The organism is Streptomyces sp. NPDC101776 (assembly GCF_044766845.1).
In the GTDB taxonomy this organism is placed as follows: Bacteria; Actinomycetota; Actinomycetes; order Streptomycetales; family Streptomycetaceae; genus Streptomyces.
Map to the genome: position 1 here is coordinate 256,805 of NZ_JBIWMV010000007.1, position 25,406 is coordinate 282,210.

At 70.6% G+C, this 25,406-nt stretch carries 25 protein-coding genes; 9 read left to right on the top strand and 16 right to left on the bottom strand.

The window, feature by feature from the left end:
- Window positions 1–2 precede the first annotated feature (2 nt).
- Together ACIRRY_RS23865 and ACIRRY_RS23870 are read left to right on the top strand one after the other, a co-directional pair.
- The gene (locus ACIRRY_RS23865; protein WP_403976080.1) at window positions 3–1,298 is read left to right on the top strand and encodes an amidohydrolase family protein; all 1,296 of its coding nucleotides are present in this window, start codon (window positions 3–5) and stop codon (window positions 1,296–1,298) included.
- Complete coding sequence (locus tag ACIRRY_RS23870) at window positions 1,295–2,023, top strand: enoyl-CoA hydratase-related protein (protein WP_403976083.1); 729 nt, start codon at window positions 1,295–1,297, stop codon at window positions 2,021–2,023. Before ACIRRY_RS23865 ends, ACIRRY_RS23870 begins: the two co-directional genes overlap by 4 nt.
- A 60-nt stretch (window positions 2,024–2,083) precedes the next feature.
- On the opposite strand, the gene ACIRRY_RS23875 is transcribed toward ACIRRY_RS23870, so the two are convergent.
- Window positions 2,084–3,061, bottom strand: coding sequence for an enoyl-CoA hydratase/isomerase family protein (locus ACIRRY_RS23875; RefSeq protein ID WP_403976086.1), 978 nt, complete (start codon window positions 3,059–3,061; stop codon window positions 2,084–2,086).
- Between the two features lie 70 nt (window positions 3,062–3,131).
- Here ACIRRY_RS23875 and ACIRRY_RS23880 point away from each other — a divergent pair, with 70 nt between their 5' ends.
- Window positions 3,132–4,166, top strand: coding sequence for a CoA transferase (locus tag ACIRRY_RS23880; protein ID WP_403976089.1), 1,035 nt, complete (start codon window positions 3,132–3,134; stop codon window positions 4,164–4,166).
- Window positions 4,160–5,410, top strand: a complete 1,251-nt coding sequence (locus ACIRRY_RS23885) for an amidohydrolase family protein (RefSeq protein ID WP_403976092.1) — start codon at window positions 4,160–4,162, stop codon at window positions 5,408–5,410. The genes ACIRRY_RS23880 and ACIRRY_RS23885 overlap by 7 nt, the downstream gene beginning before the upstream one ends.
- A gap of 1 nt (window position 5,411) precedes the next feature.
- On the opposite strand, the gene ACIRRY_RS23890 is transcribed toward ACIRRY_RS23885, so the two are convergent.
- From ACIRRY_RS23890 to ACIRRY_RS23945, 12 genes are all read right to left on the bottom strand, one after another.
- Window positions 5,412–6,137 carry an SDR family NAD(P)-dependent oxidoreductase gene (locus tag ACIRRY_RS23890; protein ID WP_403976395.1) on the bottom strand — a complete coding sequence of 242 codons (726 nt, stop codon included), beginning with the start codon at window positions 6,135–6,137 and terminating at the stop codon, window positions 5,412–5,414.
- A 46-nt stretch (window positions 6,138–6,183) separates the two neighbouring features.
- Window positions 6,184–7,332 carry an acyl-CoA dehydrogenase family protein gene (locus ACIRRY_RS23895; RefSeq protein ID WP_403976095.1) on the bottom strand — a complete coding sequence of 383 codons (1,149 nt, stop codon included), beginning with the start codon at window positions 7,330–7,332 and terminating at the stop codon, window positions 6,184–6,186.
- 11 nt (window positions 7,333–7,343) lie between these two features.
- Complete coding sequence (locus ACIRRY_RS23900; protein WP_403976098.1) at window positions 7,344–8,489, bottom strand: thiolase family protein; 1,146 nt, start codon at window positions 8,487–8,489, stop codon at window positions 7,344–7,346.
- Complete coding sequence (locus ACIRRY_RS23905; protein ID WP_403976100.1) at window positions 8,489–9,289, bottom strand: enoyl-CoA hydratase/isomerase family protein; 801 nt, start codon at window positions 9,287–9,289, stop codon at window positions 8,489–8,491. Before ACIRRY_RS23905 ends, ACIRRY_RS23900 begins: the two co-directional genes overlap by 1 nt.
- Window positions 9,290–9,315: 26 nt before the next feature.
- Window positions 9,316–10,515, bottom strand: a complete 1,200-nt coding sequence (locus ACIRRY_RS23910) for a CaiB/BaiF CoA transferase family protein (RefSeq protein WP_403976103.1) — start codon at window positions 10,513–10,515, stop codon at window positions 9,316–9,318.
- A gap of 16 nt (window positions 10,516–10,531) precedes the next feature.
- Window positions 10,532–12,130, bottom strand: coding sequence for a FadD3 family acyl-CoA ligase (locus ACIRRY_RS23915; RefSeq protein WP_403976106.1), 1,599 nt, complete (start codon window positions 12,128–12,130; stop codon window positions 10,532–10,534).
- 15 nt (window positions 12,131–12,145) lie between these two features.
- The gene (locus ACIRRY_RS23920; RefSeq protein WP_403976109.1) at window positions 12,146–13,285 is read right to left on the bottom strand and encodes an acyl-CoA dehydrogenase family protein; all 1,140 of its coding nucleotides are present in this window, start codon (window positions 13,283–13,285) and stop codon (window positions 12,146–12,148) included.
- On the bottom strand, window positions 13,282–14,256 hold the full coding sequence (locus ACIRRY_RS23925; protein ID WP_403976112.1) for an acyl-CoA dehydrogenase family protein: 975 nt from the start codon (window positions 14,254–14,256) through the stop codon (window positions 13,282–13,284). Before ACIRRY_RS23925 ends, ACIRRY_RS23920 begins: the two co-directional genes overlap by 4 nt.
- Window positions 14,257–14,258: 2 nt before the next feature.
- The gene (locus ACIRRY_RS23930) at window positions 14,259–15,059 is read right to left on the bottom strand and encodes an enoyl-CoA hydratase/isomerase family protein (protein ID WP_403976115.1); all 801 of its coding nucleotides are present in this window, start codon (window positions 15,057–15,059) and stop codon (window positions 14,259–14,261) included.
- Between the two features lie 67 nt (window positions 15,060–15,126).
- Complete coding sequence (locus ACIRRY_RS23935) at window positions 15,127–15,942, bottom strand: FadR/GntR family transcriptional regulator (RefSeq protein WP_403976118.1); 816 nt, start codon at window positions 15,940–15,942, stop codon at window positions 15,127–15,129.
- A 124-nt stretch (window positions 15,943–16,066) separates the two neighbouring features.
- Complete coding sequence (locus ACIRRY_RS23940; protein ID WP_403976120.1) at window positions 16,067–16,834, bottom strand: SDR family NAD(P)-dependent oxidoreductase; 768 nt, start codon at window positions 16,832–16,834, stop codon at window positions 16,067–16,069.
- Window positions 16,835–18,001, bottom strand: coding sequence for an acyl-CoA dehydrogenase family protein (locus tag ACIRRY_RS23945; protein WP_403976123.1), 1,167 nt, complete (start codon window positions 17,999–18,001; stop codon window positions 16,835–16,837).
- A gap of 121 nt (window positions 18,002–18,122) precedes the next feature.
- Between ACIRRY_RS23945 and ACIRRY_RS23950 the strand changes: the two genes are divergently transcribed.
- The 3 genes from ACIRRY_RS23950 to ACIRRY_RS23960 all read left to right on the top strand — a co-directional run bounded on the left by ACIRRY_RS23950 (window position 18,123) and on the right by ACIRRY_RS23960 (window position 21,365).
- Window positions 18,123–18,503, top strand: coding sequence for a DoxX family protein (locus ACIRRY_RS23950; RefSeq protein WP_403976125.1), 381 nt, complete (start codon window positions 18,123–18,125; stop codon window positions 18,501–18,503).
- Window positions 18,500–18,967 carry a peroxiredoxin gene (locus tag ACIRRY_RS23955; protein ID WP_403976127.1) on the top strand — a complete coding sequence of 156 codons (468 nt, stop codon included), beginning with the start codon at window positions 18,500–18,502 and terminating at the stop codon, window positions 18,965–18,967. Before ACIRRY_RS23950 ends, ACIRRY_RS23955 begins: the two co-directional genes overlap by 4 nt.
- A 64-nt stretch (window positions 18,968–19,031) precedes the next feature.
- The gene (locus ACIRRY_RS23960) at window positions 19,032–21,365 is read left to right on the top strand and encodes a SpoIIE family protein phosphatase (RefSeq protein ID WP_403976130.1); all 2,334 of its coding nucleotides are present in this window, start codon (window positions 19,032–19,034) and stop codon (window positions 21,363–21,365) included.
- A gap of 9 nt (window positions 21,366–21,374) precedes the next feature.
- On the opposite strand, the gene ACIRRY_RS23965 is transcribed toward ACIRRY_RS23960, so the two are convergent.
- Both ACIRRY_RS23965 and ACIRRY_RS23970 read right to left on the bottom strand, forming a co-directional pair.
- The gene (locus ACIRRY_RS23965; RefSeq protein ID WP_403976132.1) at window positions 21,375–21,809 is read right to left on the bottom strand and encodes a cupin domain-containing protein; all 435 of its coding nucleotides are present in this window, start codon (window positions 21,807–21,809) and stop codon (window positions 21,375–21,377) included.
- Between the two features lie 99 nt (window positions 21,810–21,908).
- Window positions 21,909–22,739, bottom strand: a complete 831-nt coding sequence (locus ACIRRY_RS23970) for an aldo/keto reductase (RefSeq protein ID WP_403976134.1) — start codon at window positions 22,737–22,739, stop codon at window positions 21,909–21,911.
- A 273-nt stretch (window positions 22,740–23,012) separates the two neighbouring features.
- Between ACIRRY_RS23970 and ACIRRY_RS23975 the strand changes: the two genes are divergently transcribed.
- Together ACIRRY_RS23975 and ACIRRY_RS23980 are read left to right on the top strand one after the other, a co-directional pair.
- Complete coding sequence (locus ACIRRY_RS23975) at window positions 23,013–23,192, top strand: hypothetical protein (RefSeq protein ID WP_403976136.1); 180 nt, start codon at window positions 23,013–23,015, stop codon at window positions 23,190–23,192.
- A 129-nt stretch (window positions 23,193–23,321) separates the two neighbouring features.
- Window positions 23,322–24,296: a TauD/TfdA dioxygenase family protein gene (locus ACIRRY_RS23980; RefSeq protein WP_403976138.1), complete on the top strand. Its 975-nt coding sequence runs from the start codon at window positions 23,322–23,324 to the stop codon at window positions 24,294–24,296.
- 8 nt (window positions 24,297–24,304) lie between these two features.
- Here ACIRRY_RS23980 and ACIRRY_RS23985 read toward each other — a convergent pair whose 3' ends face one another.
- A complete protein-coding gene (locus ACIRRY_RS23985; RefSeq protein ID WP_403976140.1) occupies window positions 24,305–25,360 on the bottom strand; it encodes an LLM class flavin-dependent oxidoreductase in 1,056 nt (351 codons plus the stop codon).
- Window positions 25,361–25,406 lie beyond the last annotated feature (46 nt).

The following is a 25,406-nucleotide window of genomic DNA, read 5'->3' on the forward strand; positions in this document are numbered from 1 at the left end:
TCATGGACCGCGACGACCTCATCCTCATCAGCGTCGACGACCACATCATCGAACCCCCCGACATGTTCGTGAACCACCTCCCCGAGCGCTACAAGAAAGAAGCGCCCCAACTGGTCCACCGGGACGACGGAACCGACGTCTGGCAGTTCGGCGGCGCGACCATCACCAACTCCGCGCTCAACGCGGTGGCCGGCCGGCCCAAGGAGGAGTACGGCGTCGAACCCCAGGGCCTCGACGAGATCCGCCCCGGCTGTTACGACGTGCACGAGCGCGTCAAGGACATGAACGCGGGCGGCATCCTCGCCCAGATGAACTTCCCGTCCTTCCCCGGCTTCTCGGCCCGGCTCTTCGCCACCGATGACGCCGACTTCTCCCTCGCGCTCGTCCGGGCCTACAACGACTGGCACATCGACGAGTGGTGCGCCGCCTACCCGGGCCGCTTCATCCCGATGGCGCTGCCCGCCATCTGGGACGCGGAGCTGTGCGCGGCGGAGGTGCGCCGGGTCGCCGAGAAGGGCGTTCACTCGCTCACCTTCACCGAGAACCCCGCCGTCCTCGGCTACCCGAGCTTCCACGACCCGTACTGGAACCCGCTCTGGCGCGCGCTGTCCGACACGGACACCGTCATGTCGGTGCACATCGGCTCCTCCGGCAGGCTCGCCGTCCCGGCCGCCGACTCGCCGCCGGACGTGATGATCACGCTCCAACCGATGAACATCGTCTCCGCCGCCGCCGACCTGCTCTGGTCGCCGCCGATCAAGCAGTTCCCGAATCTGAAAATCGCCCTCTCGGAAGGTGGAACGGGCTGGATCCCGTACTTCCTGGAGCGCCTCGACCGTACCTACGAGATGCACTCCACCTGGACCCTCCAGGACTTCGGCGGCAAGCTGCCGTCCGAGGTCTTCCGCGAGCACTTCCTGACCTGCTTCATCACGGACAAGCTGGGTGTACGACTGCGCCACGACATCGGTATCGACAACATCTGCTGGGAGGGCGACTACCCGCACAGCGACTCGCTGTGGCCGGACGCCCCCGAGCAACTGCACGACGTGATGACCAGTTGCGACGTCTCCGACGAGGACGCCCGGAAGATCACCTTCGAGAACGCGATGCGCTGGTACTCCTTCGACCCCTTCGCGCACATCCCGCGCGAACAGGCCACCGTGGGCGCACTGCGCAAGGCGGCCGAGGGCCACGACGTCTCCACCCGCTCGCGCAGTCACCAACTCATCGAGCCCGCCGAGAAGTTGGAGGCGTTCCGCTCCAAGGCCCGGGCGGCCGTGGCGGCGGCCCGATGAGCGACCTGGTCCTGACGGAACGGGTCGGTGCCGTCCTGGTGGCGACCCTGAACCGTCCCGAGGTCCGCAACGCCATGAGCCCCGAGTTGATCGACGAACTGTCGGTCGTGCTGCGGGAGGCGGACGCCGACCCGGCGGTCCGGGCGATCGTCCTCACGGGCGCCGGAACGGTCTTCTGCTCCGGCATGGACCTCAAGGCGTTCGCTAAGGGCGGCGGCAGGTTCGACGGCCTGGTCTGGTTCTTCCGCGAGGGCGTCGCCACCCCGGTGATCGCCGCCCTCAACGGCTCGGCACTCGCCGGCGGCTTCGAACTCGCCCTGGCCTGCGACCTGGTGGTAGCCGCCGAGGACGCCCGGCTGGGGATCGCCGAGGTGAAGCGGGGGCTGTTCGCCGCCGGAGGCGGTACGACCCTCGCCGATCGGGTGCCGTTGGCCGTCGCCCTGGAGATGGGGCTGACCGGCGAGCTTGTCACCGCCGCGGACGCCAAACAGTTCGGCCTGGTGAATCGCGCCGTACCGGCCGAGAAGGTGCTGGAGGAGGCGCTGACCCTGGCGGGACGCATCGCCGAGAACGGCCCTCTCGGGGTCGCGATGACCAAGAAGCTGATGCGGGAACGCCGTTGGGCCGAACTGGCAGAGGTCGAGTCGGTGTTCAGGAGCGCCGACGCGGCAGAGGGAGCACGCGCCTTCGCCGAACGCCGTAGCCCCGTGTGGACCGGGAAGTGACCGAACTCCGGTGTCTGTGCCGAGCGCTCCTGAAGGTCGTCACAGACGCCGGAGGGAAGCTCAGGAGCGGACCACTTCCTGCGGCTCGGCGGTCACGTCGTCCATGTCGGTGATCTCGTCGACGAGCCCCCAGCGCAAGGCCTCCCCGGCGCTCAACTCCACCCCGGACAGGGCGAGATACGCCGTGCGCTCCCGCCCGATCCGGACCGGGATGCTCGCCGTACCGCCCGCGCCCGGAATCAGCCCCATCCCGATCTCCGGCAGTCGGATCACCGTGTCCGGCGCGGCGACCACCCGCCCCGCGAAAGCCGCGAGCTCTATCCCGGCACCGACGCACGCACCATGCAGACGGACGGTCACCCGGGGGGCGCAACGGTGCAGCAGCGCGCCGGGACTGCGATGAACCCGCACCAGGTGGGCCTGCGCCGGATCACGCGACGCACCGAACTCGGCGAGGTCGCCGCCGCTGCAGAAGGCGGGACCGTTGCCGTACAGGCCGACACGGTCGATCGACGGGTCGGCCACGGCCACCTCAAGCGCCTCGCACAGTGCGTCCCGCGTCGCCGCGTCGAACGCGTTGCGCACCCAGGGCCGGTCCAGCGTGATGGACAACCGGGCACCGTCACGGTCGAGCCGTACGGGAGTCTCGGCGGGGCGGGGAGTACGCCGGGGCGCGGCGGCCAGCCAGGACCGGAAAGCGGCTCCGCCCTGAAGCGTCGAGTAAGCGAGGGACTCGAGAATCAGCCTGTCGGGGATGGAGAGGCCATTGCCCATCCGCAGCACCTGCACCAGTGCGACGGAAGCGGCGGGCCGGCTCTCGACGATCCGACCCAACTGCCGGGCCGTGGCCCGCGGATCCGCACAGCCCACCCACGGTCCGGGTGGATCGGGAACACCGGTGAGCAGGATGTCGCATCCCTCGACCACGTCTCGGGGTTCTGCTGCCACACCGACCACGACGCGGTCCCGGCGGTCACGGGCTTCTGCTTCCTGCGCTGCGGTGCGGTCGAGGTCGACGATCACGAAGGGCGACTCCACAGTGATCTCCCTCCAAGTGTCGACCGGAGTGTAATTTGAGATCACCTTGGGAGAGAAGGGGGTTCGGCTCATGGAGAATCAGGCTCTCCGTGCCTGGATGGACTCCGTCGAGCCCTTCCTGGCTCCCCTTGCCGACGTCGCCAGCTCGTTCACCGCTCTGACGGATGTGCCGGTCGACCTGCCGACCGCTCTGTTCCTACGCGCCCAACTGGCCGGCCTGGGACGCCCGGGCAGGACATCGGCCAACGGCTCCTGTCACCTCCTCCGAGCCGCCGACGGTTGGGCCGCCGTGAACCTGGCCCGCCCCGACGACCTGGCCGCCGTACCCGCACTCCTGGCACTTCTCGGCTCGCCGGACGAGGCCGGTGGTCTGCGCGCGGCGCTGCCACGGGCCACAGCGGCCGAAGCCGCCGAGTCCGCGCAGTTGCTCGGCATCGCGGCTGCGGCAGCGGGATCGGCCCAGGGAGTACGGCCTGCGGTCCGCGCCGAGCGATGGGGTGAACGGAGCAGCGCCCGCGCGATGGCGGGCCTACGGATCGTCGACTTCTCCGCACTCTGGGCGGGACCGCTGTGCGCTCGGCTGCTCGGGCTGGCGGGCGCGCGGGTGTTGAAGGTGGAGAGTGCGACGCGACCCGACGGAGCGCGTATGGGGACGCCCGCCTTCTACCGGTGGCTGCACGACGGGCACGACAACCGGATCGTGGACTTCACCCCCGGCGCGCTGGACGAGATCGTCGCCGAGGCCGACGTCGTCATCGAGGCGTCACGGCCCCGCGCCTTGCGCCGGCTCGGCCTCCGTGCCGAGGAGTTCCTCGCCGCACGCCCCGGCCGGGTGTGGGTCGGCATCACCGGATACGGGCGCGAGAGTGACCGTATCGCTTTCGGAGATGACGCTGCCGTGGCCGGCGGCCTGACCGGTCTCGACCCGAACGGTGACCCGGTCTTCCTCGGAGACGCGCTCGCGGATCCCGTCACCGGGGTGTTCGCCGCCCACGCCGCGGCCCGTTCCCTGGCCGAGGGCGGCGGAGAACTGCTCTGCGTCTCCATGGCCGCCTGCGCCGCGACGCTCGCGGACTCACGGACCCGGGTCCACCCGCCGTGCTGATCAGAAACGTGGAGGTCGAGGGCCACGCGACGGCGGTCGACGTACGGATCGACGGCGGGCGGATCGCCGAGGTCGGGCCGGGGCTGAAGGGGCCGGGTGACGTGGACGGCCGGGGCGGTGCGCTGCTGCCGGGCCTGCACGATCATCACGTACACCTCACGGCGCTGGCCGCCGATGCCGCTTCCGTGCGGGTCGGGCCGACGGAAGTGCGCGACCGTACGGCGCTTGCGGCGGCCCTGGTGAGTGGGCCACCGGGGGAGTGGGTGCGGGCCGTCGGCTACCACGAGAGTGTCGCGGGGGAGTTGGACCGGTGGGCGCTGGACGCGCTCGCGCCGGATCGGCCGGTGCGGGTGCAGCATCGGACCGGTGCGCTGTGGGTGTGGAACAGTGCCGCGCTGCGGGCGGTCGGGCTGGACGGCGACGGGCGGTTCTGGCGCGAGGACGAGCGGCTGCGCGGGTTCGTGCCGCCAACGCGGTTGGATCTGGAGGGTGTTGGACGGCGGGCGGCGGCGCTCGGCGTCACGGGGTTCACCAACGCCGATCCGCACCCCGCGAGCGGGCTCACCCAGATGCTGTCGGTCCTTCCGCAACGGCTCCTGGTGATGGGTGTCGACGAGCCCGTGAAGCTGATGCTCGACGACCCGACCCTCCCCACCCCCGACCAACTCGCGCGCACCATAAGGGAGATCAGGCCGAGGCCGGTCGCCGTGCACTGTGTGACCCGGGTGCAGTTGCTGGTGACGCTGCTCGCCCTGGACGAGGTGGGACCGGCCGACGGTGACCGGATCGAGCACGGGTCGGTGATCCCGGCCGAGACGATCCCGTGGCTACGGCGCCTCGGGGTGACGGTCGTGACCCAGCCCCACTTTCCGGTCGAGCGGGGCGAGGCGTACGCCACCGACGTGGACGCCGACGACCGCCCGCACCTCTATCGCTGCCGGAGCCTGACCGAGGCGGGCGTTCCGCTCGCCGCCGGCACCGACGCGCCGTACGGCACCCCGGACCCCTGGGCGGTCATGCGGGCGGCCACCGAGCGGGACGAGGGCGACCGACTCGAACCCGCAGCGGCGCTGAGGCTGTTCACCGGCGAACCCCAACACCCGGCCCGGACACGGCGGTTGAGGGTCGGCGCGGTCGCCGACCTGTGCCTGCTCCACGTCCCGCTGCGTGAGGCTCTCCGCGAGTTGTCCGGGCAACTGGTCCGCGCCGCCTACGTGGCAGGCCGCCGGATCACACCGCCCTGACCTACACGCTGTACCCGCCGTCGACTCCCAACGCCTGCCCGGTGATGAACCCGGCCCGGTCCGAGGCGAGGAACGCGACCGCCTCCGCGATGTCGGTCGCGTCGCCGAAGCGGCGCAGCGGGATGTTGCGCCGGGTGACGGCGAGCGCGGCCTCGTCCAGTTCGCCGGAGCTGATCAGACGGCCGGCGATACCGTCGTTGAGCATGCCGGGCGCCACGCAGTTCACGCGGACGCCGTACCGGCCCTCCTCGGCGGCCAGCGCCCGGGCGACCGCCTCGACCGCGCCCTTCGCGCCCGACGACAGCCCGTCCCGTACCGGGAACCGGCGAGTGGCGACGGTGGTCACGGCGACGATGTTGCCCCGGCTCTCGCGCAGCAACGGCAGCGCGGGATGCACCAGATTGAAGAACGCCACGGCGTCGCCCTCGAGTTGGGCACGGTACTCGCTCGGCGTCACCTTGCTCAGGTGCCGCATCGGCACATGCGGGCCCGCCGCGTACACAAGGGTGTGGATGCCACCGTCGACCTCGGACACGGCCTCGGCTGTGGCGGTCTCGTCGGTCAAGTCCAGCCGTATCGACCGGACTTGACGGCCCAGCTTGGTGACCTCGGCGGCGATCGCGTCCGCCGCGTCCTGGTTGGCCCGGTAGGTGAACGCGATGTCGCTGCCGCGCTCGGCGAGGAGTCGGACGACCGCCGCCCCGATCCCGCCCGAGCCGCCCGCCACGAACGCGACACCTGGTCTGCTGGAGAAGTCCGGCACCGTAACCGCCTCACAATCCGAGGGACTTGGCGATGATGACCTTCATGACCTCGCTGGTCCCGGCGTAGATGCGGGTGATGCGTGCATCGGCGTAGAGCCGGGCGATGGGGTATTCCAGCATGTAGCCGTAGCCGCCGAACAGTTGCAGGCAACGGTCGACCGCACGGGCCTGCATTTCGGTGCAGAAGAGCTTGACCTTGGCGGCGTCGGGTCCGCTCAGTTCACCGGCGACGAGTTCGAGCACCGCGCGGTCGAGCATTGCCTGAGCGGCCTCTATCTCGGCTGCCACGGCGGCGAGTTCGAACTTCGTGTTCTGGAAGGACGCGACCGTCTTCCCGAACGCCTTGCGCTCCTTGACGTACGTGATCGTCGTGTCCAGAGCGGCCCGCGCCTGCGCGACCGAACCGACCGCCACCGTCATCCGCTCCTGCGGCAGATTGTGGCCGAGGTAGCCGAACGCGGCGCTCTCCTCGCCGAGCCGGTTGGCGACCGGGACCCGTACGTCGTCGAAGGCCAACTCCACCGTGTCCTGCACCTTGATGCCCAACTTGTGCAGCACACGGCCACGCGTGAAACCGGGCATGCCGTCCTCGACGACCAGGAGAGTGAGCCCGGCGCGGCGGTTGTCCGGGTCGGTCGACGTGCGCGCCACGACGATGACCAAGTCGGCCAGGAGGCCGCCGGTGATGAAGGTCTTCGCACCGTTCAGGACGTACGAGTCCCCGTCGCGCACGGCGGTCGTACGGATCCCGGCGAGATCGGACCCCGTGCCCGGCTCGGTCATCGCGACGGCCGTCAGCAGCTTCCCGGAGGCGAGGCCGGGAAACCAGCGCTCGCGCTGATCCCGGTCGGCGTAGGTGAGGAAGTACGGGAGGACGACGTCGAGTTGGGTGCGCACCGTCCCCAACGTCACCAGGGCGCGGGCCGCTTCCTCCTGGAGGACGACGTTGTAGCGGTAGTCGGCGAGGCCCGCTCCGCCGTACTCCTCGGGTACTGCCATGCCCAACAGGCCGAGCGAGCCGAGCTGTTCGAAGATCGTGCGGGGGAGCCGGCCGGTCTCCTCCCACTCGGTGTAGTGGGGGACCACTTCCTTGGCGATGAAGTCCCGCGCGAGCCGGCGGAACGCCTCGTGGTCGTCGGTGAAGACGTCTCGGCGCACAACATCCCCTGTCAGGAAGCGAGTTCGACGACGGTGGCGTTGGCGGTGCCGCCGCCTTCGCACATGGTCTGCAGGCCGTAGCGGATCCCGTGGTCCCGCATGTGGTGGATCATGCGGGTCATCAGGACGGCGCCCGACGCGCCGAGCGGATGCCCGAGCGCGATGGCGCCGCCGAGCGGGTTGAGCAGGGCCGGGTCCGCGCCGGTCTCGGCCAGCCAGGCGAGCGGGATCGGCGCGAAGGCCTCGTTGACCTCGAAGACGCCCACCTCCGGCAGGCCGATGCCGGCCTTGCGCAGCACCTTCTCGGTCGCCGGGATCGGCCCCGTCAGCATGAGAACCGGATCGGAGCCGGTGACCACGCCCGCCCGGTAGCGCACGATCGGTGTCAGGCCGAGTTCGTGGGCCTTGTCCGGGGTCGTCACGAGCAGGGCTGCCGCTCCGTCGGAGATCTGGGAGGAGTTGCCCGCGTGGATCACCCCGTCCTCCTGGAAGGACGGTCTCAACTTCGCGAGAGTGGCGCTGCTGGTACCGCGCCGTATGCCTTCGTCCAGGGCCGCCGAACCGGTGTCGGTGGTCACCGGCACGATCTGCGCGTCGAACGCCCCGCCGTCCTGCGCGCCCGCCGCCCGCTCGTGCGACAGCGCGGCGAACTCGTCGAGCACACCCCGACCCAGCCCCCACTTCTGGGCGATCTTCTCGGCGGAGACACCTTGGTTGAAGGAGAACCCCTCGTAACGGGCGAGGACTTGGGGGCCGTACGGCGTCCCGCCAGCCCGCGAGGCGCCGAGCGGGACCCGGCTCATCACCTCCACCCCGCCCGCCACCACGACGTCCTGCTGGCCGGACATGACCGCCTGGGCGGCGAAGTCCAGCGCCTGCTGACTCGAACCGCAGGCCCTGTTCACCGTGGTCCCCGGGATACTCTCGGGCCAGCCCGCGGCCAGCACCGCGTAACGGCCGATGTTGCTCGACTGGTCGCCCAACTGCCCGACGCAGCCCCACACCACGTCGTCGACGACCTCGGGATCCAGCCCCGTGCGGTCGACGAGGGCGTTCAGGACGACGGCGGAGAGGTCGGCCGCGTGCACACCGGCCAGAGCGCCGTTCCGTTTGCCGACGGCGGTGCGGACCGCCGCCACCACCACTGCCTCACGCATCACGTGTTCTCCGTTGTTTTCGGCGCCGGTGTTCTCGGCACGGCCCAGTGCCCCGTGTAGTGCGCCGGTCGCCGCTCCGTGAACGCCGCGTACGCCTCCGGGACGTCTGTCGTGGCGAAGTTCATGGCCTGGGCCCGTGCCTCGCCGGCAAGGGACTCACGCAGGGTGCGATCGGCGTTCTCGTTGAGGAGTGCCTTGTTCTGGGCGAGGGCGACGGGCGCTCCCGCCACCAGCCGCGCGGCGAGGTCGTCCACGAAGACGTCGATCTTGTCGACGTCCACGACCCACGTCACCAGGTTCAGGGTGTGGGCCTCCTCGGCGTCGATCGTCTCGGCCAGCAGAACGAGCCGTTTCGCCTGCTGCAACCCCACCAGCTTCGGCAACAGCCATGAGCCGCCGCAGTCCAGGGACAGGGCACGGCGCGCGAAGATCTGCGAGAACGTGGATTCCGGGGAGGCCACGACGAAGTCGCAGCCCAGCGCGAGGTTCCAACCGGCGCCGACCGCCACGCCGTTCACCTTGGCGACGGTGGGGATCGGCAACTCGTGCAGGAGCAGTGTGACCTCGCTCAGGGTCCGCATCCGGTACAGGGGATGCTCGTCGCTGACGCCCTTGCGGATGTCGGCCCCTGAGCAGAACGCGCCGTCGGCACCGGTCAGGACCAGCGCACGCACCGTACGATCGCTGCCCGCCGCGGAGAGCGCCGTTCTCAGGGCGTCCCACAGTTCGGCGTCGATCGCGTTCTTGCGATGGGGCCGGTTCAGGGTGAGCGTCCGAACACCTTCGGCATCGCTCGTCATGAGAACCGGAGAAGGCGAATGGTCACTCATCGCACCGCCCCCTGCGCCCGGAGAACCGCGATCTCCTCGTCCGCCAGGCCGAGTTCGGCCAGTACGGCGTCCGTGTGCTGGCCGAGAGCGGGAATCGCGCCCATCGGCGGGTCGTACCCGGCGATGACCGGGGGCGGCAGCAGCGCCGGGACCGGACCGGACGGCGTGTCGATCTCGCGCCACCGGTCGCGGGCCTGGAGATGGGGGTGGGCGATGACGTCGCTGGTCGTGTTGTAGCGGGAGTTGCCGATCCCGGCCGCGTCCGCGTGATCCTGTACGTAGGCGAGGTCGTGGCGTGCGCACCAGGCGCTGATCTCCGGCTCCAGCAAGGCCCGGTGCTCCACCCGGCCTGCGTTGCTCCGGAAGCGCGGATCGTCCGCGAGGTCGGGCCGGCCGATCAACTCCCTTGCCAGGCGCTGCCATTCGCGGTCGTTCGTCGTGCCGAGGATGACGGTGTGGCCGTCGGCGGTGCGGTGGGCGCCGTACGGTGCGACGGCGGGGGAGCTCAGGCCGAGGGGCTGTTGGTCGATGCCGGAGTGGCGGGTGTAGGTGAGCGGGTAGCCCATCAGCTCCGTCATCGTGTCGAAGAGGCTCACCGCGACGGACGAGGCGTCGGGCCCGACTCCGCGCTCCCTGCCGCACAGCAGCGCGACGACGGACAGGGCGGCGTACAGGCCGCTGCACACGTCGGCCATCGGCGGTCCCGGTTTCGCCGGTGCTCCGGGGTGGCCCGTCACCGAGCAGGCGCCCGACTCGGCCTGTACGAGGAGGTCGTAGGCGCGCTTGTGGGAGAGGGGGCCACCGGGGCCGTAGCCGTCGATCTCGACGGCGACGAGGTCGGGGTGACGGGTCTTCAAGTCGGCGGGGGAGAGGGCGAGTTTGGCCGTGGTGCCCGGTGTGAGGTTGGAGACGAGGACGTCGGCGTGTTCCAGCAGGCGGTGCAGGACGCCCATGCCGCCCGGTGTCTTGAGGTTCAGGGCCACCGACTCCTTGCCCCGGTTGACCCAGACGAAGTGTGCGCCGAGTCCTTTGACGACGTCGTCGTAGTGGCGGGCGAAGTCGCCCCCCTGGGGGTTCTCCACCTTGATCACGCGGGCGCCGAAGTCGCCGAGCGTGCGGGTGCACATGGGAGCGGAGATCGCCTGCTCCAACGCCACCACGGTGATTCCGGCCAGCGGCCCGGTAGTTGTCGTCATCTCGGAGGGCGCCATCTCAGAACGCGTCGTCGTGGATCGTGGCCGTGAACCGTGCGCGGAGTTCGTCCTTCAGCACCTTCTGGCTCGCGTTGCGCGGGAGTCGGTCGACGAAGCGGACGTGCCGGGGGACCTTGAAGTTCGCCATGTGCTCGCGGGACCAGGCGATGACCTCGGCCTCGGTCGGTGTCTGCTCCGGTGGTGCTACGACGAAGGCGCAGCCGACCTCGCCGAGCCGTTCGTCGGGAACCCCGATCACGGCGACCTGCTGGACGCTCTCGCAGCCGAGAAGCAGCTTCTCTATCTCGGCCGGATAGGCGTTGAAGCCGCCGACGATGTACAGCTCCTTCTTACGGTCGACGATGGCGAGGTTGCCGTCGTCGTCGAGCCGCCCGATGTCCCCGGTGTGCAGCCAGCCCTCGGCGTCGATGGTCGCGGCGGTGGCGTCGGGGTCGTCCCAGTAGCCGCGGGTGACGTTGAAGCCGCGGACGAGGATCTCGCCGTCGAGGCCGATCGGGACGTCGAGGCCGTCGGCGGCGACGATCCGGACCTGGACACCGGGAATGGCGCTTCCGGTGGTGTGAGCGACGGTCTCCTCGGAGTCCCCGACGCGCGTCGTGGTCACCAGCGCCGTCGACTCGGTCAGGCCGTAGGCGCTCATCACGATGTCGAACGACAGCTCCGTCTTCATGGCGCGGATCAGCGATTCCGGAATCGTCGTGCCGCCCGTCATGGAGACCCGCAGCGACGACAGGTCGTGCGCGCCACGGTCCGGGTGGTTGACCAGGTCGTGGAAGATCGTCGGCGGCCCGAGGAGGATGCTCACCCCCTCTCGCGCGATGAGGTCCAGTGCCCGGCCGGCGTCGAAGACGGGCATGGGAATGACGGTCACGCCGTGCATGAGCGAGGCCAGCCATCCCGCCTTGTATCCGAAGCAGTGGAAGAAGGGCGGGATCACCAGGAAGGTGTCGGAGGGCCGGAACGTGTACTCCTCGGCCATCCACCCGTACGCGCGCAGGGACTGGCCGTGGGTGAGCATCACGCCCTTCGGGTGGCCGGTCGTGCCGGACGTGAACATCACGTCGGACACGTCCTCCGGCGTGAGCCGGTCGATCGACTCATGGGCGACGGAAGGCGAAACGCCCTCTCCGGCGCGGAGAAAGTCGTTCCAGGCCAGTTCGGCGCTCCCCTGCGGGCCGAGGACGGACACCGTCTTCCGCAGGGCCGGCAGCCCCGGGTCGGCCTTGCGCAGTTCGCCGATGTAGTCGTTGCCGAGGAAGGGGGAAGCGAACACGGCCGCCGCCTCCGACTTCCGCAGGATGTAGGAGATCTCCTGCGCCTTGAAGCGTGTGTTGAGCGGAACCAGGACGCCCCCTGCGCCGTGGATGCCCAGCGCGGCGAAGATCCACTCCGCCGAGTTGGGGGCGCACAGACCGACCCGGTCCCCCGGCTCGATACCGAGCGCGATGGTGGCGCGGACCGAGTCGACCAACTGCTCCGCCAGCTCCCGGAACGTCCAGCGGCGGTCGCCGTCGATGAGCGCCGTGGCGTCCCCGAAGCGATGGGCCGCCAGCCTGATGACGTGGGGGATGCTCAGGAATTCGTCGTCGTAGCGCATCAGTTGGCTCCAGGGCTAACCGTTCGAGGGCAGATGCAGGATCCGCTTGGCGATGATGTTCCGCTGGATCTGGGAGGTGCCGCCGTAGACGGAGGCCGCACGGGAGTAGAGGTAGTCGCCGAACAACTCGCCACCCTCACCGGCGAGTTCGTGAGGGAACACCTCAAGTGCCGTGTCGTAGAGCCGCTGTTCGGTCCTCGTCATCAGCAGTTTGTCCACGGACGACTCCGGGCCCGCGACCTGTCCCGCGAGACGCTCGGCGGTGCGGCGGCGGGCGTGCGCCACCAGGACCTCGTAGTCCACGACACACCGGCCGATCCGGGACAACAGCCCGTCGGGCAGGCTGGATCGCCGCTCGGCGGCGTGCCGCCGCAGCCGTTCGACGAGCAGCCCGTACTTCGAGATGTGCCCGGTGTCGAGGGCGTTGCGCTCGTACGACACCGTCGTCATCGCCAGCGCCCAGCCGACGCCCTCGGCGCCGACGCGTTCGGACTCCTCGACGCGGACGTCGTCCAGGAACAGCTCACAGAACTCGTCGTCGCCGTTGGCAGCGCGCAGCGGTCGTACCGTCACGCCCGGCCGGTCCAGGGGCAGGACGAACGCCGAGATCGACTTGTGGGCCGGTGCCGCGCGGTCGGTGCGGGCCAGCAGCAGACACAGGCCGGAGTACTGGGCGTAGCTCGTCCAGAGCTTCTGCCCGCGCACCGTGTAGTGGTCGTCGTGCCGCTCGGCGAAGGTGCTCATCCCCGCCAGGTCCGAACCGGCACCCGGCTCGCTGAAGCCCTGGCACCACACCTCGTCACCGGCCAACATCCTTGGCAGGAACCGCAGTCGCTGCTCCTCCGAGCCGAACTCCAGCAGCGCGTGGGCGAGATAGCCGATCCGGGGGACGCCCGGGGCCCGGCAGGCACCCAGTTCGTCGCTGATCGCCACCTGGTGCAGTGCGGTCAGGCCCCGGCCGCCGTAGACCTCCGGGACGTCGAGGCCGACCCAGCCGCCCGAGTGCAGCAGCCGGTGCCAGCGGCGCAGGAAGACCGGTACCGGTTCGCCCGACTGCCGCTCCGGGAGCGGGTGTTCGGCCAGCCACGCACGGAACTCCCGCCGCAGCCGGTCGAGATCGGCCGGATCGCCGAAGTCCAGCGGGCTGTCGGTCATCGCGTCACCTCCGGTACGGCCAGCGCGGGCAGCAGGTCGGCCGTCGTGGCGAGCAGCGTCGAGCCCAGGCGCACCTTGCGCAGATACAGGTGCGCGGTGTGCTCCCACGTCTGCGCGATGCCGCCGAAGACCTGCATCCCGGCGTACACCGCTTCCAGCGCCGAGGAGTTGACCTCCGCCTTGGCGACCCGTGCCGCCGCCAGGGCCCGCTCGGGGGGTTCGTTGTCGAGACACCAGGCCGCGTAGCGCGTGACGCTCGTGGACGCCTCCACCAGGACCGTCGCGTCCGCCAGGAGATGCTGCACGGCCTGGAAGGAGCCGATCGGCTGTCCGTACTGGCGGCGGACACGGGCGTATGCGACCGCCTGTTCCACGAACGAGCCCGCCGCGCCGACGAGTTCGGCGGTCACGACGACAAGTGCGTAGCCCTGCCAGCGGAGTCGGTCGGGTGAGGAGAGACGGCCGAGGACCTCGACGGGCGCGTCCGACGGCACCGAACGCACCGAGCGTACGAGGTCCGTGCTCGGTGCCGCCGGGCCCAACTTGACGCGGCCGACCGTCCCTTCGGCGGTGACGCCGAGCGCGCTGTCGGCGCCCTCGCAGTCCCAGGCGACGAGATCTGTCAACGCCTGCCCGGGGAAGCGGAGTTCGCGGGTGAGCGCGATGGTCGGGGTCGTGCCGGTGTCGTGCTCGGCACCCAGGAGTCGGAGCAGTTCGGGAGCCAGCAGGACGGTGCCGAGGAGGGAGGTCGTGAGCGGGCGGCGGCCGTGTTCCTCCGCGAGCAGCGCGCACTCCTGTGCGGTCGCCGCCGGGGGAGAGATACGCCGTAGATCTGCCAAACCAAGTTCGTCCAGGGCCTGTTGGGCGGTGGTACGGGTCGACGGTTTCGCCTCGTCGGCCGAGGTCACGCCGAACCGGGTGGCGAGTGAGCGCACCATGTCGCGGACCAGGACGAACTCCTCGCGGTCCACGCTCAGCGCTCCTCAGCGGGGTTGGCGCGCCGTTCGGCGCGGGACGCGAGTTCGGTGATGATGCGGATGTGGTCCGGGCTGGTCATCGTGGCCCGTTCGGCCATCAGCGCGGCTTCCATCCCGCCGCGTGACACCTGCTCGACGACCGCGGCGAGGGCCAGCTTGGTGGCGCGGAGGGCCTCGGCGGGCTGTGCCGCGAGCCGGTGGGCCAGGGTGAGCGCCTCGCGCATCAGGTCGTCGGCGGCCACCGTGCGGTTGGCGAGGCCGAGTTCGACCGCCTTGGAGGCGGGGATACGGTCCCCGGTGAAGAGGAACTCCTTCACGCGCAGCAGGCTGGTGAGCATCGGCCACAGGGTGACCCCGCCGTCGCCGGCCACCAGGCCGACCGAGATGTGCGGGTCCGCGAAGTAGGCGTCCTCGGCGATCAGCACCAGGTCGCAGGCGAGGGCGAGGCTGCAACCCAGGCCCACCGCCGGGCCGTTGACGGCGGCGATCACGGGCAGCGGGAAGCGGATCATCTCGGTCTGGATGGTGCGGTCCAGACGGATCGACCGCTCCCGGAGCTCCGGGTCGGTGTGGTGCCGTAGGAGATGGTCGAAGTCGCCGCCCGCGCTGAACGCCCGGCCCGCGCCCGTGAGGACGACGGCCCGGGCCAAGGCGTCGTCCGCGAGCTCGCGCCACACCTCCGACAGACGTCGGTGCAGTTCCTCGGACACGCCGTTCAGCCGGTCGGGGCGGTTCAGGGTGACGATGCGGACGTCTCCGTCGGCGGCCACGGTCAGCACGGGACTCACCTTGCTCATACCGCGATGGTATTAAAGGTCAGACCGATACTGTCAATGGTGTTGCACGAAGAAGAGAATCACATTCTCACATGTGGTCGTGTCGGTTCTCGGAATCGGTGAGCTTCACGCCGTCCCGGTGGTCCACCTCGGCGGCGGCGCGGGCGAAGCCGCACACGTGGCGGGTCATGCGGCGGGTCGCCGCCTCGCTGTCGCGGTCCCGGATGGCCTCGGTGATCCGGGCGTGCGCACGGGCGGTGAGCTCGCGGATGTCCGCGTCCATGAACTGCTCGATGTTGGTGGCCGCGTGGATCGACTGCGAGAGAGCGCTCATGAACCCGATGAGAAGCTCGTTCTCGCCGGCCCTCGCCACGGCGTTGTGCCAGCGGATGTTGGCCCGAAGGAAGCCCTGGATGTCCTCGCCCGCCCCGACGAGGTCCGTGTGGGCGTCGTCCAGCTCCGCGAGGTCGGCGTCCGTCCGGCGCCTGGCCGCCAGTGCCGCGCACGCGGGCTCGATCGCCTCCCGGGTCTCGTGCAGGTCCTCCAGCCGGATCCGCTGCCCCCGGATCACCAACCGCACGGTGTTGGCGAGCGATTCGCGGCCCGGCCGGTGCACGAAGGCGCCGCCCCCGCGCCCCGGCCTGATCTCCAGCAGCCGTTCGACCTCCAGGACGCGCAGCGCCTCGCGCACCGTCGCCCGGCTCAGCCCCGTCTGCTCCACCAACTGCCGTTCCGGCGGCAGCGCCATGCCCTCCGTGAACTCCCCGGAGAGGATGCGCTCGCGCACCTCCGCCGCCAGCACGTCCGAGGCCTTCGGGACGGTGAGCGTGTCGAAACGCGGCCGGGGTCCACCGGCCGCGGCGCGCCCCCGGACGGTGCGGGAAGGGTGCTCGGCGCTCTGCACAGGTTCAGGCCTCTCGTCGAAAGCCGCGCTCTTCGGCCTCTTTGGCTGAACCATTCAACACAGCACGCGCGCCGCCTGTCATATCGCCGCGTCGCCGTCACCCGGCTTGTCACCGCGCCGCCCGTCACATCACCATGCCGCCGTCCACCGGCAGCACCTGCCCGGTGATGAAGGAGGCCGCGTCCGAGGCGAGGAACACGAAACTGCCCGCGATCTCCGCCGGCTCGGCCCACCGGCCCAGCGGGATCCGGGCCAGCATCCGGGCCGCGAACTTCTCGTCGGTGCGGATGGTCTCCGTCATGGGCGTGGCGGCCAGCGGGGCGAGCGCGTTGACCAGCACCCGCCGCCGCGCCAGTTCGCGGGCCAGCGACTTCGTCAGCCCGATGATCCCGGCCTTCGCGGCCGAGTAGTTGACCTGCCCGAGCGTGCCGACCAGGCCCGCTGACGAGGTGACGTTGATGATCCGCCCCGTGCCGTCGTCCGGCAGGAGAGGCAGCGCGGCCTGCGAGCAGTGGAAGGTGCCCATCACATGGATGTCGAGGACCCGCCGGAACGCCTCCTCCTCCAGCTTGTCGAACATGGCCGGGGCGATGACCCCGGCGTTGTTGACGAGGATGTGCAGCGTTCCGTCGGTGAGTGCCGCCGCGCGCGCCACGGCCGCGTCGGCGGCGGGCCGGTCCCGTACGTCGAGCGCGGCGCTGTCCGCCGTCAGACCCGCAGCGTTGATCTTCTCGGCGACGGCCGCGGCGGCCGACGCGTCGACGTCGGTCACCAGCACCGCGGCACCCGCGCGCGCCAGGGCCTCGGCGACCGCGGAACCGATACCGCCCCCGGCGCCGGTGACCAGTGCCGACCGGCCCGTGAGGTCGAACAGCCCTGCGCTGTCGGTCATTCAGTAGCTCCTCGGGAGTCCCAGCGTGTGTGATCCCAGGTAGTTCAGGATCATTTCCTGACTGATCGGCGCGATCCGCATGAGGCGGGCCTCACGGAAGTAGCGCGACACGCCGTACTCCTCGGCGTAGCCCATGCCTCCGTGGGTCTGCAGGGCCCGGTCGGCGGCCGTGAACCCGGCGTCGGCGCACAGGTACTTGGCGGTGTTCGCCTCCCGCCCGCAGGGCCTCCCGTTGTCGTACAGCCATGTCGCTTTGCGCAGCACGAGTTCGGCGGCGTCGAGGTGGGCCAGGGAGTCCGCGAGCGGGAACTGGATGCCCTGGTTCATGCCGATCGGGCGGCCGAAGACGACCCGCTCCTTGGCGTACCGCACCGCCTTGTCGAGCGAGGCCCGGCCGATGCCGAGGGCCTCCGCCGCGATCAGCATGCGCTCCGGGTTGAGGCCGTCGAGGAGATAGCGGAAGCCCTGGCCCTCCTCGCCGACGCGGTCCTCGACGGGGATGCGCAGGTCGTCGATGAAGAGTTCGTTCGAGGTGACGGCGTTGCGGCCCATCTTCGGGATCGGGCGGACGTCGATCCGGTCGCGGTCGATGTCCGTCAGGAAGAGGGTCATCCCGTCGGTCTTCTTGGAGACCTCGTCCGCCTTGCTGGTGCGGGTCAGGAGAAGGATCTTCTCCGACTCCATCGCCTTGGAGATCCACACCTTGCGGCCGTTGGCGACGTAGTGGTCGCCGTCCCGTCGCGCGTACGTCGTGATGCTCGCGGTGTCGAGTCCGGCGCCCGGTTCGGTGACGCCGAAACAGACGTGCAGGTCGCCGCTCGCGATGCGGGGGAGCGTGCGGCGCTTCAGCTCCTCGGAGCCGTGCACCACCACCGGATGCATGCCGAAGATGGAGAGGTGGATCGCGCTGGCCGCGTTCATGCCGCCGCCCGACCGTGCCACCTCTTCGAGGAGCAGGCTGGCCTCGGTGATGCCGAGGCCGTGGCCGCCGTACGCCTCCGGGATCGTGATGCCGAGCCAGCCGCCGGCCGCGACGGTGTCGTAGAACTCCGTCGGGAACTCGTGCGCCTGGTCCTTCGCCATCCAGTACTGGTCGTCGAAGTCGCGCAGCAGTCCGGCGACGGACTTGCGGATCGTTTCCTGGTCCTCGGTCAGTTCGAAGTCCATGCACGGGACCCTTCTCCGGTTCCGGATGCGAAACATATCAAAGGTCAGACCGAAGCAGTAGGGGACCGATAAAGGCCTACCGTCGAGTAATATCGCGCGGCAGGCCATCAGAGGAGGAACCGTGCCACGGTCCGAACGCTCGTCGCTGCTGCTCGCCGGTCTGTTGGCGACCGCGGGGGTCGCCCACCTCGCCTCGCCGAGACAGTTCGACGCGACGATCCCGAGCGTCCTGCCGGGGAAGCCCCGCACCTGGACGTACGCGAGCGGTGTCGTCGAGCTGGCGCTGGCCGCGGGGATCGCGGCACCGCGCACCCGGCGCACGGCCGCGCTCGCCGCGGCGGGCTTCTTCGTGGGGGTGTTCCCCGCCAACGTGCAGATGGCGCTGGACTGGCGGGACCGCCCCACCCCACAGAAGGCGGCGGCCCTCGGGCGACTGCCCTTGCAGGTGCCCCTCGTACTGTGGGCCCGTAGTGTCGCGAAGAATGGGGAGGGACAGTCATGAGCGGTCGCCTGGACGTCGGTGACAAGGTCGAGGACTTCACGCTGCCGGACGAGACCGGTGCCGAGCGCAGCCTCACGGAACTGCTCGCCGAGGGACCGGTGGTGCTGTTCTTCTACCCGGCCGCCCTGTCCGCCGGCTGCACCGCCGAGGCCTGCCACTTCCGCGATCTGGCCGCCGAGTTCGCGGCGGTCGGCGCGCGGCCCGTCGGCATCAGCGGTGACACGGTCGACAAGCAGCAGGAGTTCGCCGGGAAGCACACTCTCGGCATGCCGCTCCTCTCGGACACCGACGGGACGATCCGTGAGCGGTTCGGGGTGAAACGCGGATTCTCGCTCGCGCCCACCAAGCGGGCCACCTTCGTCATCGGAGAGGACCGTACGATCCTGGAGGTCGTCTCCAGCGAACTGCGGATGAACACCCACGCCGACCGCGCCCTCGCCGCGCTCCGCGCCCACCGGACCTGACCCAGGGGTCGCAAATGCCCTATCGCGGTTGATGCCACGCGGTAAAGGGACCATCCTGGACGATATGGAGCAGGCCTCCGCCACGGCGGTCATCAATGCCCGAGGCATCGTGACGGGGTGGAGCGAGGGTGCCCGGACACTGACGGGATACCCGGCCGAGGAGGCCGTGGGCCGGTCGGTGGGGGCACTGCTCGCCGAGCCCCCACCGACCACGTCCATGACCGCTCTGACGGGCACACTGGTCCTCCGGCATCGGGACGGAACCCCGCTCCCGCTGACCGTGCGGGCCTGCCCGCTGCTGGGCACGGACGGCGCACCCGACGGATACGTCATCACCGCCGAACCCCCCGCCGCGCCCACGCTGGCGGAGCAGGCCTTCCAGCAGGCGTCGATGTCGCTCTCCGTCTTCGACACCGAGCAGCGCTACCTCCGCCTCAACGACGTCGCCTGCCGGGTGATGGGCGTGCCCGAGGACGTCCTGATCGGCCGGTTCTTCCCGGAGAGCGTCGAGGACGCCGACCACAGCCGGAGCTTCCTGAGGAACCTGCGCCAGGTCGCCGAGACGGGCAGACCGGTCCGCTACAACAGCTGGGCGGGCGCGCCGGCCCTCAATCGCGAGCACGCCTGGAGCATCGAGATGTGGCCCGTCAAGGACGCCGCCGGTGAGCTGACCGGGGTCGCCCTCGCGGCGTTCGACAGCACCGAGCAGTACCTCGCCCGACAACGGCTGGCCCTGCTGAACGAGGCGGCGGCCGGCATCGGCACCACCCTCGACGTGGTCCGCACCGCCGAGGAACTGGTGGAGATCCTCGTGCCGCGCTACGCCGACTTCGCCAGCGTGGACCTGCTGCCATGGGTGCTCGGCGCGAAAGAACCTCCACCGGACCTGGACGACGAGATCGTGCTGCGGCGGGTCGCCCACGGCTCCGTCGAAGAGGGCACCCCGGGCGCCGCCGTGCACTTGGGACAGGCGGACATCCACCCACCCTCCTCGCCACCCGTGCGAGCCCTGCGCGAGGGACGGGCGGTACGCAGCCAGGCCGGCGAACCCGACTTCGTACGGTGGGTCGAGGACCGCAACGCGCGCTCTCCTGAAGGCCGTTCACATCGCGAGGGAGTCCACTCGATGATCGCGGTGCCGTTGCGGGCGCGCGGCACCACACTCGGCGTCGCGGTGGCCGTCCGGATGGCCCACCCGGACGACTATGCCGCCGACGACGCCGTACTGGCCGAGGAGTTGGCCAGTCGAGCCGCCGTCTGCATCGACAACGCGCGCCGCTTCGCCCGCGAGCGCTCCACCGCACTCGCCCTCCAACACAGCCTGCTGCCCAGGGACTTGCCCGGGCAGGCGGCGGTCGAGGTGGCCCACCGCTATCTGCCCTCCGGGTCCCTCGCGGGCATCGGCGGCGACTGGTTCGACGTGATCCCGCTCTCCGGCAGCCGGGTCGCCCTGGTCGTCGGCGACGTCGTCGGACACGGCATCGCGTCCTCGGCGACCATGGGCCGACTCTGTACCGCCGTCCGCACCCTCGCCGACGTGGACCTGCCGCCCGACGAACTCCTCACCCACCTCGACGACTTGGTCACCCACCTCGCGACGGACGACACCGGCGACGAGGTCGCGGAACTCGGCGCCACCTGTCTCTACGCCGTCTACGACCCGGTCTCGCGCCGCCTCACCATGGCCGCCGCCGGACATCCACCACCGGCCGTCGTGCTGCCCGACGGGACCGCGAGCCTCGTCCCGATGGCCGCGGGACCACCGCTCGGCGTCGGCGGACTGCCTTTCGAGGCAGTGGAGTTGGAGCTGCCCGAAGGGGCCGTCGTCGCCCTGTACACGGACGGCCTGATCGAGGACCGCGACCGCGACGTCGACCACGCGACCGCCGAACTGTGCCACGCGCTCACCGCGTCCGCCGAATCGCTGGACGCCCTGTGCGACTCGGTGCTGAAGGCCGTGATGCCGGAGGAGCCCAGCGACGACGTGGCCCTGCTGCTCGCGCGCACCCGCGCCCTGGGCGCCGACCGGGTCGCCACCTGGGACATCGAGCCGGACCCCGCCCACGTGGCCGGCGCCCGGCAGGCCGCCACCGAGCAACTCACCGCCTGGGGACTGGACGAGGAGTCCTTCGTCACCGAACTCGTCGTCAGCGAACTCGTCACCAACGCCATCCGGTACGGCGAGCCCCCCATCCAGCTACGGCTGATCCGCGACCGCGCCCTCATCTGCGAGGTCTCCGACGGCAGTTCCACCTCACCGCATCTGCGCCGCGCCCACGCCTACGACGAGGGCGGACGCGGACTCCTCCTCGTCGCGCAGCTCACCCAGCGCTGGGGCAGCCGGCAGACCGGCAGCGGCAAGACCATCTGGGCCGAACAGCCGCTGCCGCCGGGCTGACCCGAGGACCTACTCGAAGGGGCAGCCGGGGTTCGGCGCGTCCTCCGAGAACGGCGATCCGTGCGGCAGGACGTACAGCACGTCCAGGACGAGGGGGACGTTCCCCAGATTGCGGCCGATGTGCACGTTGCCCGAACCGGCCGGTTCCTGGATGGGGCTGCCCGCCCGGTACACGCCGTCGGAGGCGCAACCGGAGTCGAAGTGGCTGAGCGTGCCCTGCTTGACGTAGCCGTACAGCGGGCCGTCGTGGTAGTGCCAGCCGGTCGCCTGGCCGGGCGGAATGGTGATCTCGCGCAGGGTGTAGTCGGTGTCGCCGATGGTGGTCTGGCTGATCAGTCGGGCGGTGACTCCGGGCCCTGCCGGTGTCGCCTGGGCGGCGGTGCCGACCAGGAGAGCGGCGGCGGCCACCGACCCGGTCACGGCGGTGCGGAACGCGGTGCGCATACGAGAGCCTTCCGGTGAGATCTTGAACGTCCGCCGTGAACATAGAGGCAGGGAAGGCGAGTTGGGGGCGGAAACACGCAACTTCCACTCCCGGGCCGCTCAGAATTCCTCGTGCGTCTCCGGGTCTCCGCCGAGGCGCTGCGGCGTGTGGTCGGAGAGGGCCGCCAGTTGGGCGGGGCCGAGCTCGAAGCCGAAGATGTCGAGGTTCGCGCGCTGCCGGTCCGGGTCCGCCGACTTGGGGATCGGGATGGCGCCCAGCTGTGTGTGCCAGCGGAGCACCACCTGGCCGGGCGTCACACCGAAGGCTTCCGCGACCGTCACGACAGTGGGGTCGTTCAGCAGCTCGGAACCGCGCCCGAGAGGGCTCCAACTCTCGGTGAGAACGCCCTTCTCGGCATCGAAGGCGCGCAGTTCGTCCTGCGGGAACAGTGGGTGCAGTTCGATCTGGTTCACGGACGGCAGGACGCCGGTCTCCTTCTCCAGCCGTTCGATGTGTTCCGGAGTGAAGTTGGAGACGCCGATCGACCGGATGAGACCCTCCTCGCGGAGTTTGATCATCGCCTTCCAGGAATCGACGAACTTGCCGACCCGGGGCAGCGGCCAGTGGATCAGATACAGGTCCACGTACTCCACGCCGAGCCGCACTCGGGACTCCTCGAAGGAGGCAAGGGTCTCCTCGTAACCGTGGTGGCGGCCCGGCAGCTTCGTCGTCACGAGGATCTCCGCGCGCGGTACGCCGCTGCGGGCGATGCCACGGCCGACGCCGGTCTCGTTGCGGTAGTTCGTCGCCGTGTCCACCAGGCGATAGCCCATGCGCAACGCGCCGTCGACGGCCTCCTCGGCCGTCGCGTCGTCCATCGGCCAGGTGCCCAGGCCGATGGCGGGGATCTTCGTTCCGTCGTTGAGCGTGTGCGTCGGGATGCTGATCACGGTCGGACCTTCCCTTGACTGTGCGGTACACCCAGTATGGGCGGCCGGAGCCACGGCCCGCGAGGCAGGGCCGTCCGGCCGTGCGGAAAAGGCTTTGTGGCGGCCGAGTTCGGGGCGTGGACTCGTCGGACGGAGGGGAGGAACCCTGATGCCAGCGAGCGACACCCCCGCACCCGTACTCGTCGACGCCAGGCCTGCTTCCCGGGCCGCCTCGCGCTGCTGCCCCGGGCGATCCGGCTCCCGGAGCGGGACCCGGATCCGCGGGTGCGGGCCATGGCCGGAGAACTCGTCGGCCCGTGGGTGCGCAGGCGCCCGGACGCCCTCGCGGCGCTCACCCGTGCCCACGACGAGGACCCGTCGCCGCCGGTCCGGAAGAAGGCCGGGTGGTACGCGCCCGGTGGCCCCGCCCACCGCCGGACCGTCCCCAGGCCGGCGCGTGCCGTACGGCGCTGAACCGAGTACGGCCCGGATGCCCTGTCGCCCCGCGCGGTGATCGCTGTCACGATCTTCCTTGGAACCGGTACGACCTGGGTACGACCCGGAAGGGACGACCGACCGAGCAGGTACGACGACGGAGCGCGCATGACGACGGACAGCGGTACGACGGACGGGGCGGTGCGGGTGGACGGCATGGAGGTCAGGCCCGCCGCCGGGCACATCGGGGCCGAGATCACCGGTGTCGACCTGGCCGGCGACCTCGACGACGCCGTGGTCGCCGCGATCCGCGCGGCGGTGCTGCGCTGGAAGGTCGTGTTCTTCCGGGACCAACGGCTCGACCACACCGGGCATGTGGCGTTCGCGCGACGGTTCGGGGAACCCGTCGTGCTCGGGCGGCGCGGCAGCGCCTCACCGGCGGGCTTCCCGGAGGTCGAAACCACCGCCGACCGGCTGGAGTTGGGCGGAAGGTTCGGCATGGAGCACGAGGAGTGGCTGGAGCGGCGCCGGCACACACTCCTGCGCGGCTGGCACTGCGACCACGGCGCCCGCGTCGACCCGCCCGCCGCGACGATCCTGCGCGCCGAGACCGTCCCGCCGTACGGCGGCGACACCACCTGGTCCAATCTGGCCGCCGCGTACGCCGGACTCTCGCAGCCGGTAAGGGAGTTCGTGGACGGACTGCGGGCCGAGCACCGGCTCGGCGTCGGCTACCAGCCGCGCCCCGGCGACGACGCGTACGTCCGCCACCTCCTGGACCACCAGGTCGCCTCGCTGCACCCGCTGGTCCGGGTGCACCCCGAGACGGGGGAGCGGGTGCTGTTCGTCAACGGCTACTACCTGGAGCAGATCACCGACATCTCCCGCGCGGAGAGCGCCGCGATCCTGGACATGCTGCTCGCGCAGGCGACCCGGCCCGAGTACACGGTCCGGTTCCGCTGGGAGCCGGGCAGTGTGGCCTTCTGGGACAACCGGGCCACCATCCACCTCGCCCCCAGCGACAACGCGCACCTCGGCTTCCCGAGGACCATGCACCGCGTGATGCTCACCGGAGACATACCGGTCGGCGTCGACGGCAAGCCCTCGGAGCCGATCGTCGGTACCGAGCCCGGCCGCTGGTGACACCGGGGTCAGGCGGCGGGCTTCCAGCCGAGCGCCGGTCCCAGCTTCGTCGCCATGTCCGTGAGGATCTGCACGTAGTCCTCGTGCCCGAAGGTGAACGGCAGCGCGAACGCCACCTCGTCGATCTCCCTGAACGCGGCGTGCGCGCCCAGGAGTTCGGCGATCTCCTCCGAGGTGCCGACGATGTCCGGCGCGAACATCAACCGGGCCGGGCCCTGCGGTGACGTCGTACGGGGAGTGCGCCTGCGGGCGAACTCCTCGTACTTCGCCCGCTGTTCGGGCGACGCGGAGTCGGTCGGGATGACCACCAGCCCCTGCGAGACCCGGGCGGCGTCACCGTCGGGGTGATGGGCCCGGAACGTGCGGATGTGGGAGAGCTGGATCTCCGCGAAGTCCCTTGACTCGTCCGGCCCTTCGGCCTTGACGACACTGCTCGTCAGGAAGTTCATCCCGTGCTCGCCCGCCCACTTCGCCGAGCCCGCGCTGCCGCCGCCGTACCAGAGGCGACGGCCCAGACCGGGGGAGTGCGGCTGCACCCGGTCGGAGCTGTATTCGATTTGCGGCTGCCGCCGCGTGGCCTCGAAGCCCTCGACGCCGCTGAAGTCGGTGGCCGGCTTGCCGCGCACGAAGTCCAGCAGCCGCCGCACCCGCTCATAGCTGAAGTCCTCGGCCTCGGCCGTGTCGGGGTACAGCGCGTCCTTGAGCTGGTCGTAGTGCATCGGCGGGCCGACGCTCACGCCCGGGTTGATCCGGCCCCCGGACAGGATGTCGACGGTCGCCAGGTCCTCCGCCAGCCGCAGCGGGTTCTCCCAGCCGAGCGGGATCACCGCCGTGCCGAGTTCGATCCGGCTGGTGCGCTGCGAGGCCGCCGCCATGACGGCGACGGGGGAGGAGATGCCGTACTGGAGATGGCGGTGGCGCAGCCACGCGCTGTCGAAGCCGAGGCGCTCGCCCAGTTCGATGATCTCCAGCGTCGACTCGTGGCCCCGGCGCGGATCGGCCTCGTCGAACAGGCCGATCGTCAGGAAGCCCAGCTTCCGCAACGGGCGTGAGGTGGGCGGCACGGGCTCCTCCGGCGGTCGTACGTCAGTTCTGTTCTGTCCCGATTGT

What these genes read in the sequence shown, in the direction of transcription:
- ACIRRY_RS23865 (WP_403976080.1), top strand. Translation starts at nt 3, where the DNA reads ATGGACCGCGACGACCTCATCCTCATCAGCGTCGACGACCACATCATC.
- ACIRRY_RS23870 (WP_403976083.1), top strand. Translation starts at nt 1,295, where the DNA reads ATGAGCGACCTGGTCCTGACGGAACGGGTCGGTGCCGTCCTGGTGGCG.
- ACIRRY_RS23880 (WP_403976089.1), top strand. Translation starts at nt 3,132, where the DNA reads ATGGAGAATCAGGCTCTCCGTGCCTGGATGGACTCCGTCGAGCCCTTC.
- ACIRRY_RS23900 (WP_403976098.1), bottom strand. Translation starts at nt 8,489, where the DNA reads ATGCGTGAGGCAGTGGTGGTGGCGGCGGTCCGCACCGCCGTCGGCAAA.
- ACIRRY_RS23905 (WP_403976100.1), bottom strand. Translation starts at nt 9,289, where the DNA reads ATGACGAGCGATGCCGAAGGTGTTCGGACGCTCACCCTGAACCGGCCC.
- ACIRRY_RS23910 (WP_403976103.1), bottom strand. Translation starts at nt 10,515, where the DNA reads ATGACGACAACTACCGGGCCGCTGGCCGGAATCACCGTGGTGGCGTTG.
- ACIRRY_RS23915 (WP_403976106.1), bottom strand. Translation starts at nt 12,130, where the DNA reads ATGCGCTACGACGACGAATTCCTGAGCATCCCCCACGTCATCAGGCTG.
- ACIRRY_RS23920 (WP_403976109.1), bottom strand. Translation starts at nt 13,285, where the DNA reads ATGACCGACAGCCCGCTGGACTTCGGCGATCCGGCCGATCTCGACCGG.
- ACIRRY_RS23930 (WP_403976115.1), bottom strand. Translation starts at nt 15,059, where the DNA reads ATGAGCAAGGTGAGTCCCGTGCTGACCGTGGCCGCCGACGGAGACGTC.
- ACIRRY_RS23940 (WP_403976120.1), bottom strand. Translation starts at nt 16,834, where the DNA reads ATGACCGACAGCGCAGGGCTGTTCGACCTCACGGGCCGGTCGGCACTG.
- ACIRRY_RS23945 (WP_403976123.1), bottom strand. Translation starts at nt 18,001, where the DNA reads ATGGACTTCGAACTGACCGAGGACCAGGAAACGATCCGCAAGTCCGTC.
- ACIRRY_RS23955 (WP_403976127.1), top strand. Translation starts at nt 18,500, where the DNA reads ATGAGCGGTCGCCTGGACGTCGGTGACAAGGTCGAGGACTTCACGCTG.
- ACIRRY_RS23960 (WP_403976130.1), top strand. Translation starts at nt 19,032, where the DNA reads ATGGAGCAGGCCTCCGCCACGGCGGTCATCAATGCCCGAGGCATCGTG.
- ACIRRY_RS23965 (WP_403976132.1), bottom strand. Translation starts at nt 21,809, where the DNA reads ATGCGCACCGCGTTCCGCACCGCCGTGACCGGGTCGGTGGCCGCCGCC.
- ACIRRY_RS23975 (WP_403976136.1), top strand. Translation starts at nt 23,013, where the DNA reads ATGGCCGGAGAACTCGTCGGCCCGTGGGTGCGCAGGCGCCCGGACGCC.
- ACIRRY_RS23980 (WP_403976138.1), top strand. Translation starts at nt 23,322, where the DNA reads ATGACGACGGACAGCGGTACGACGGACGGGGCGGTGCGGGTGGACGGC.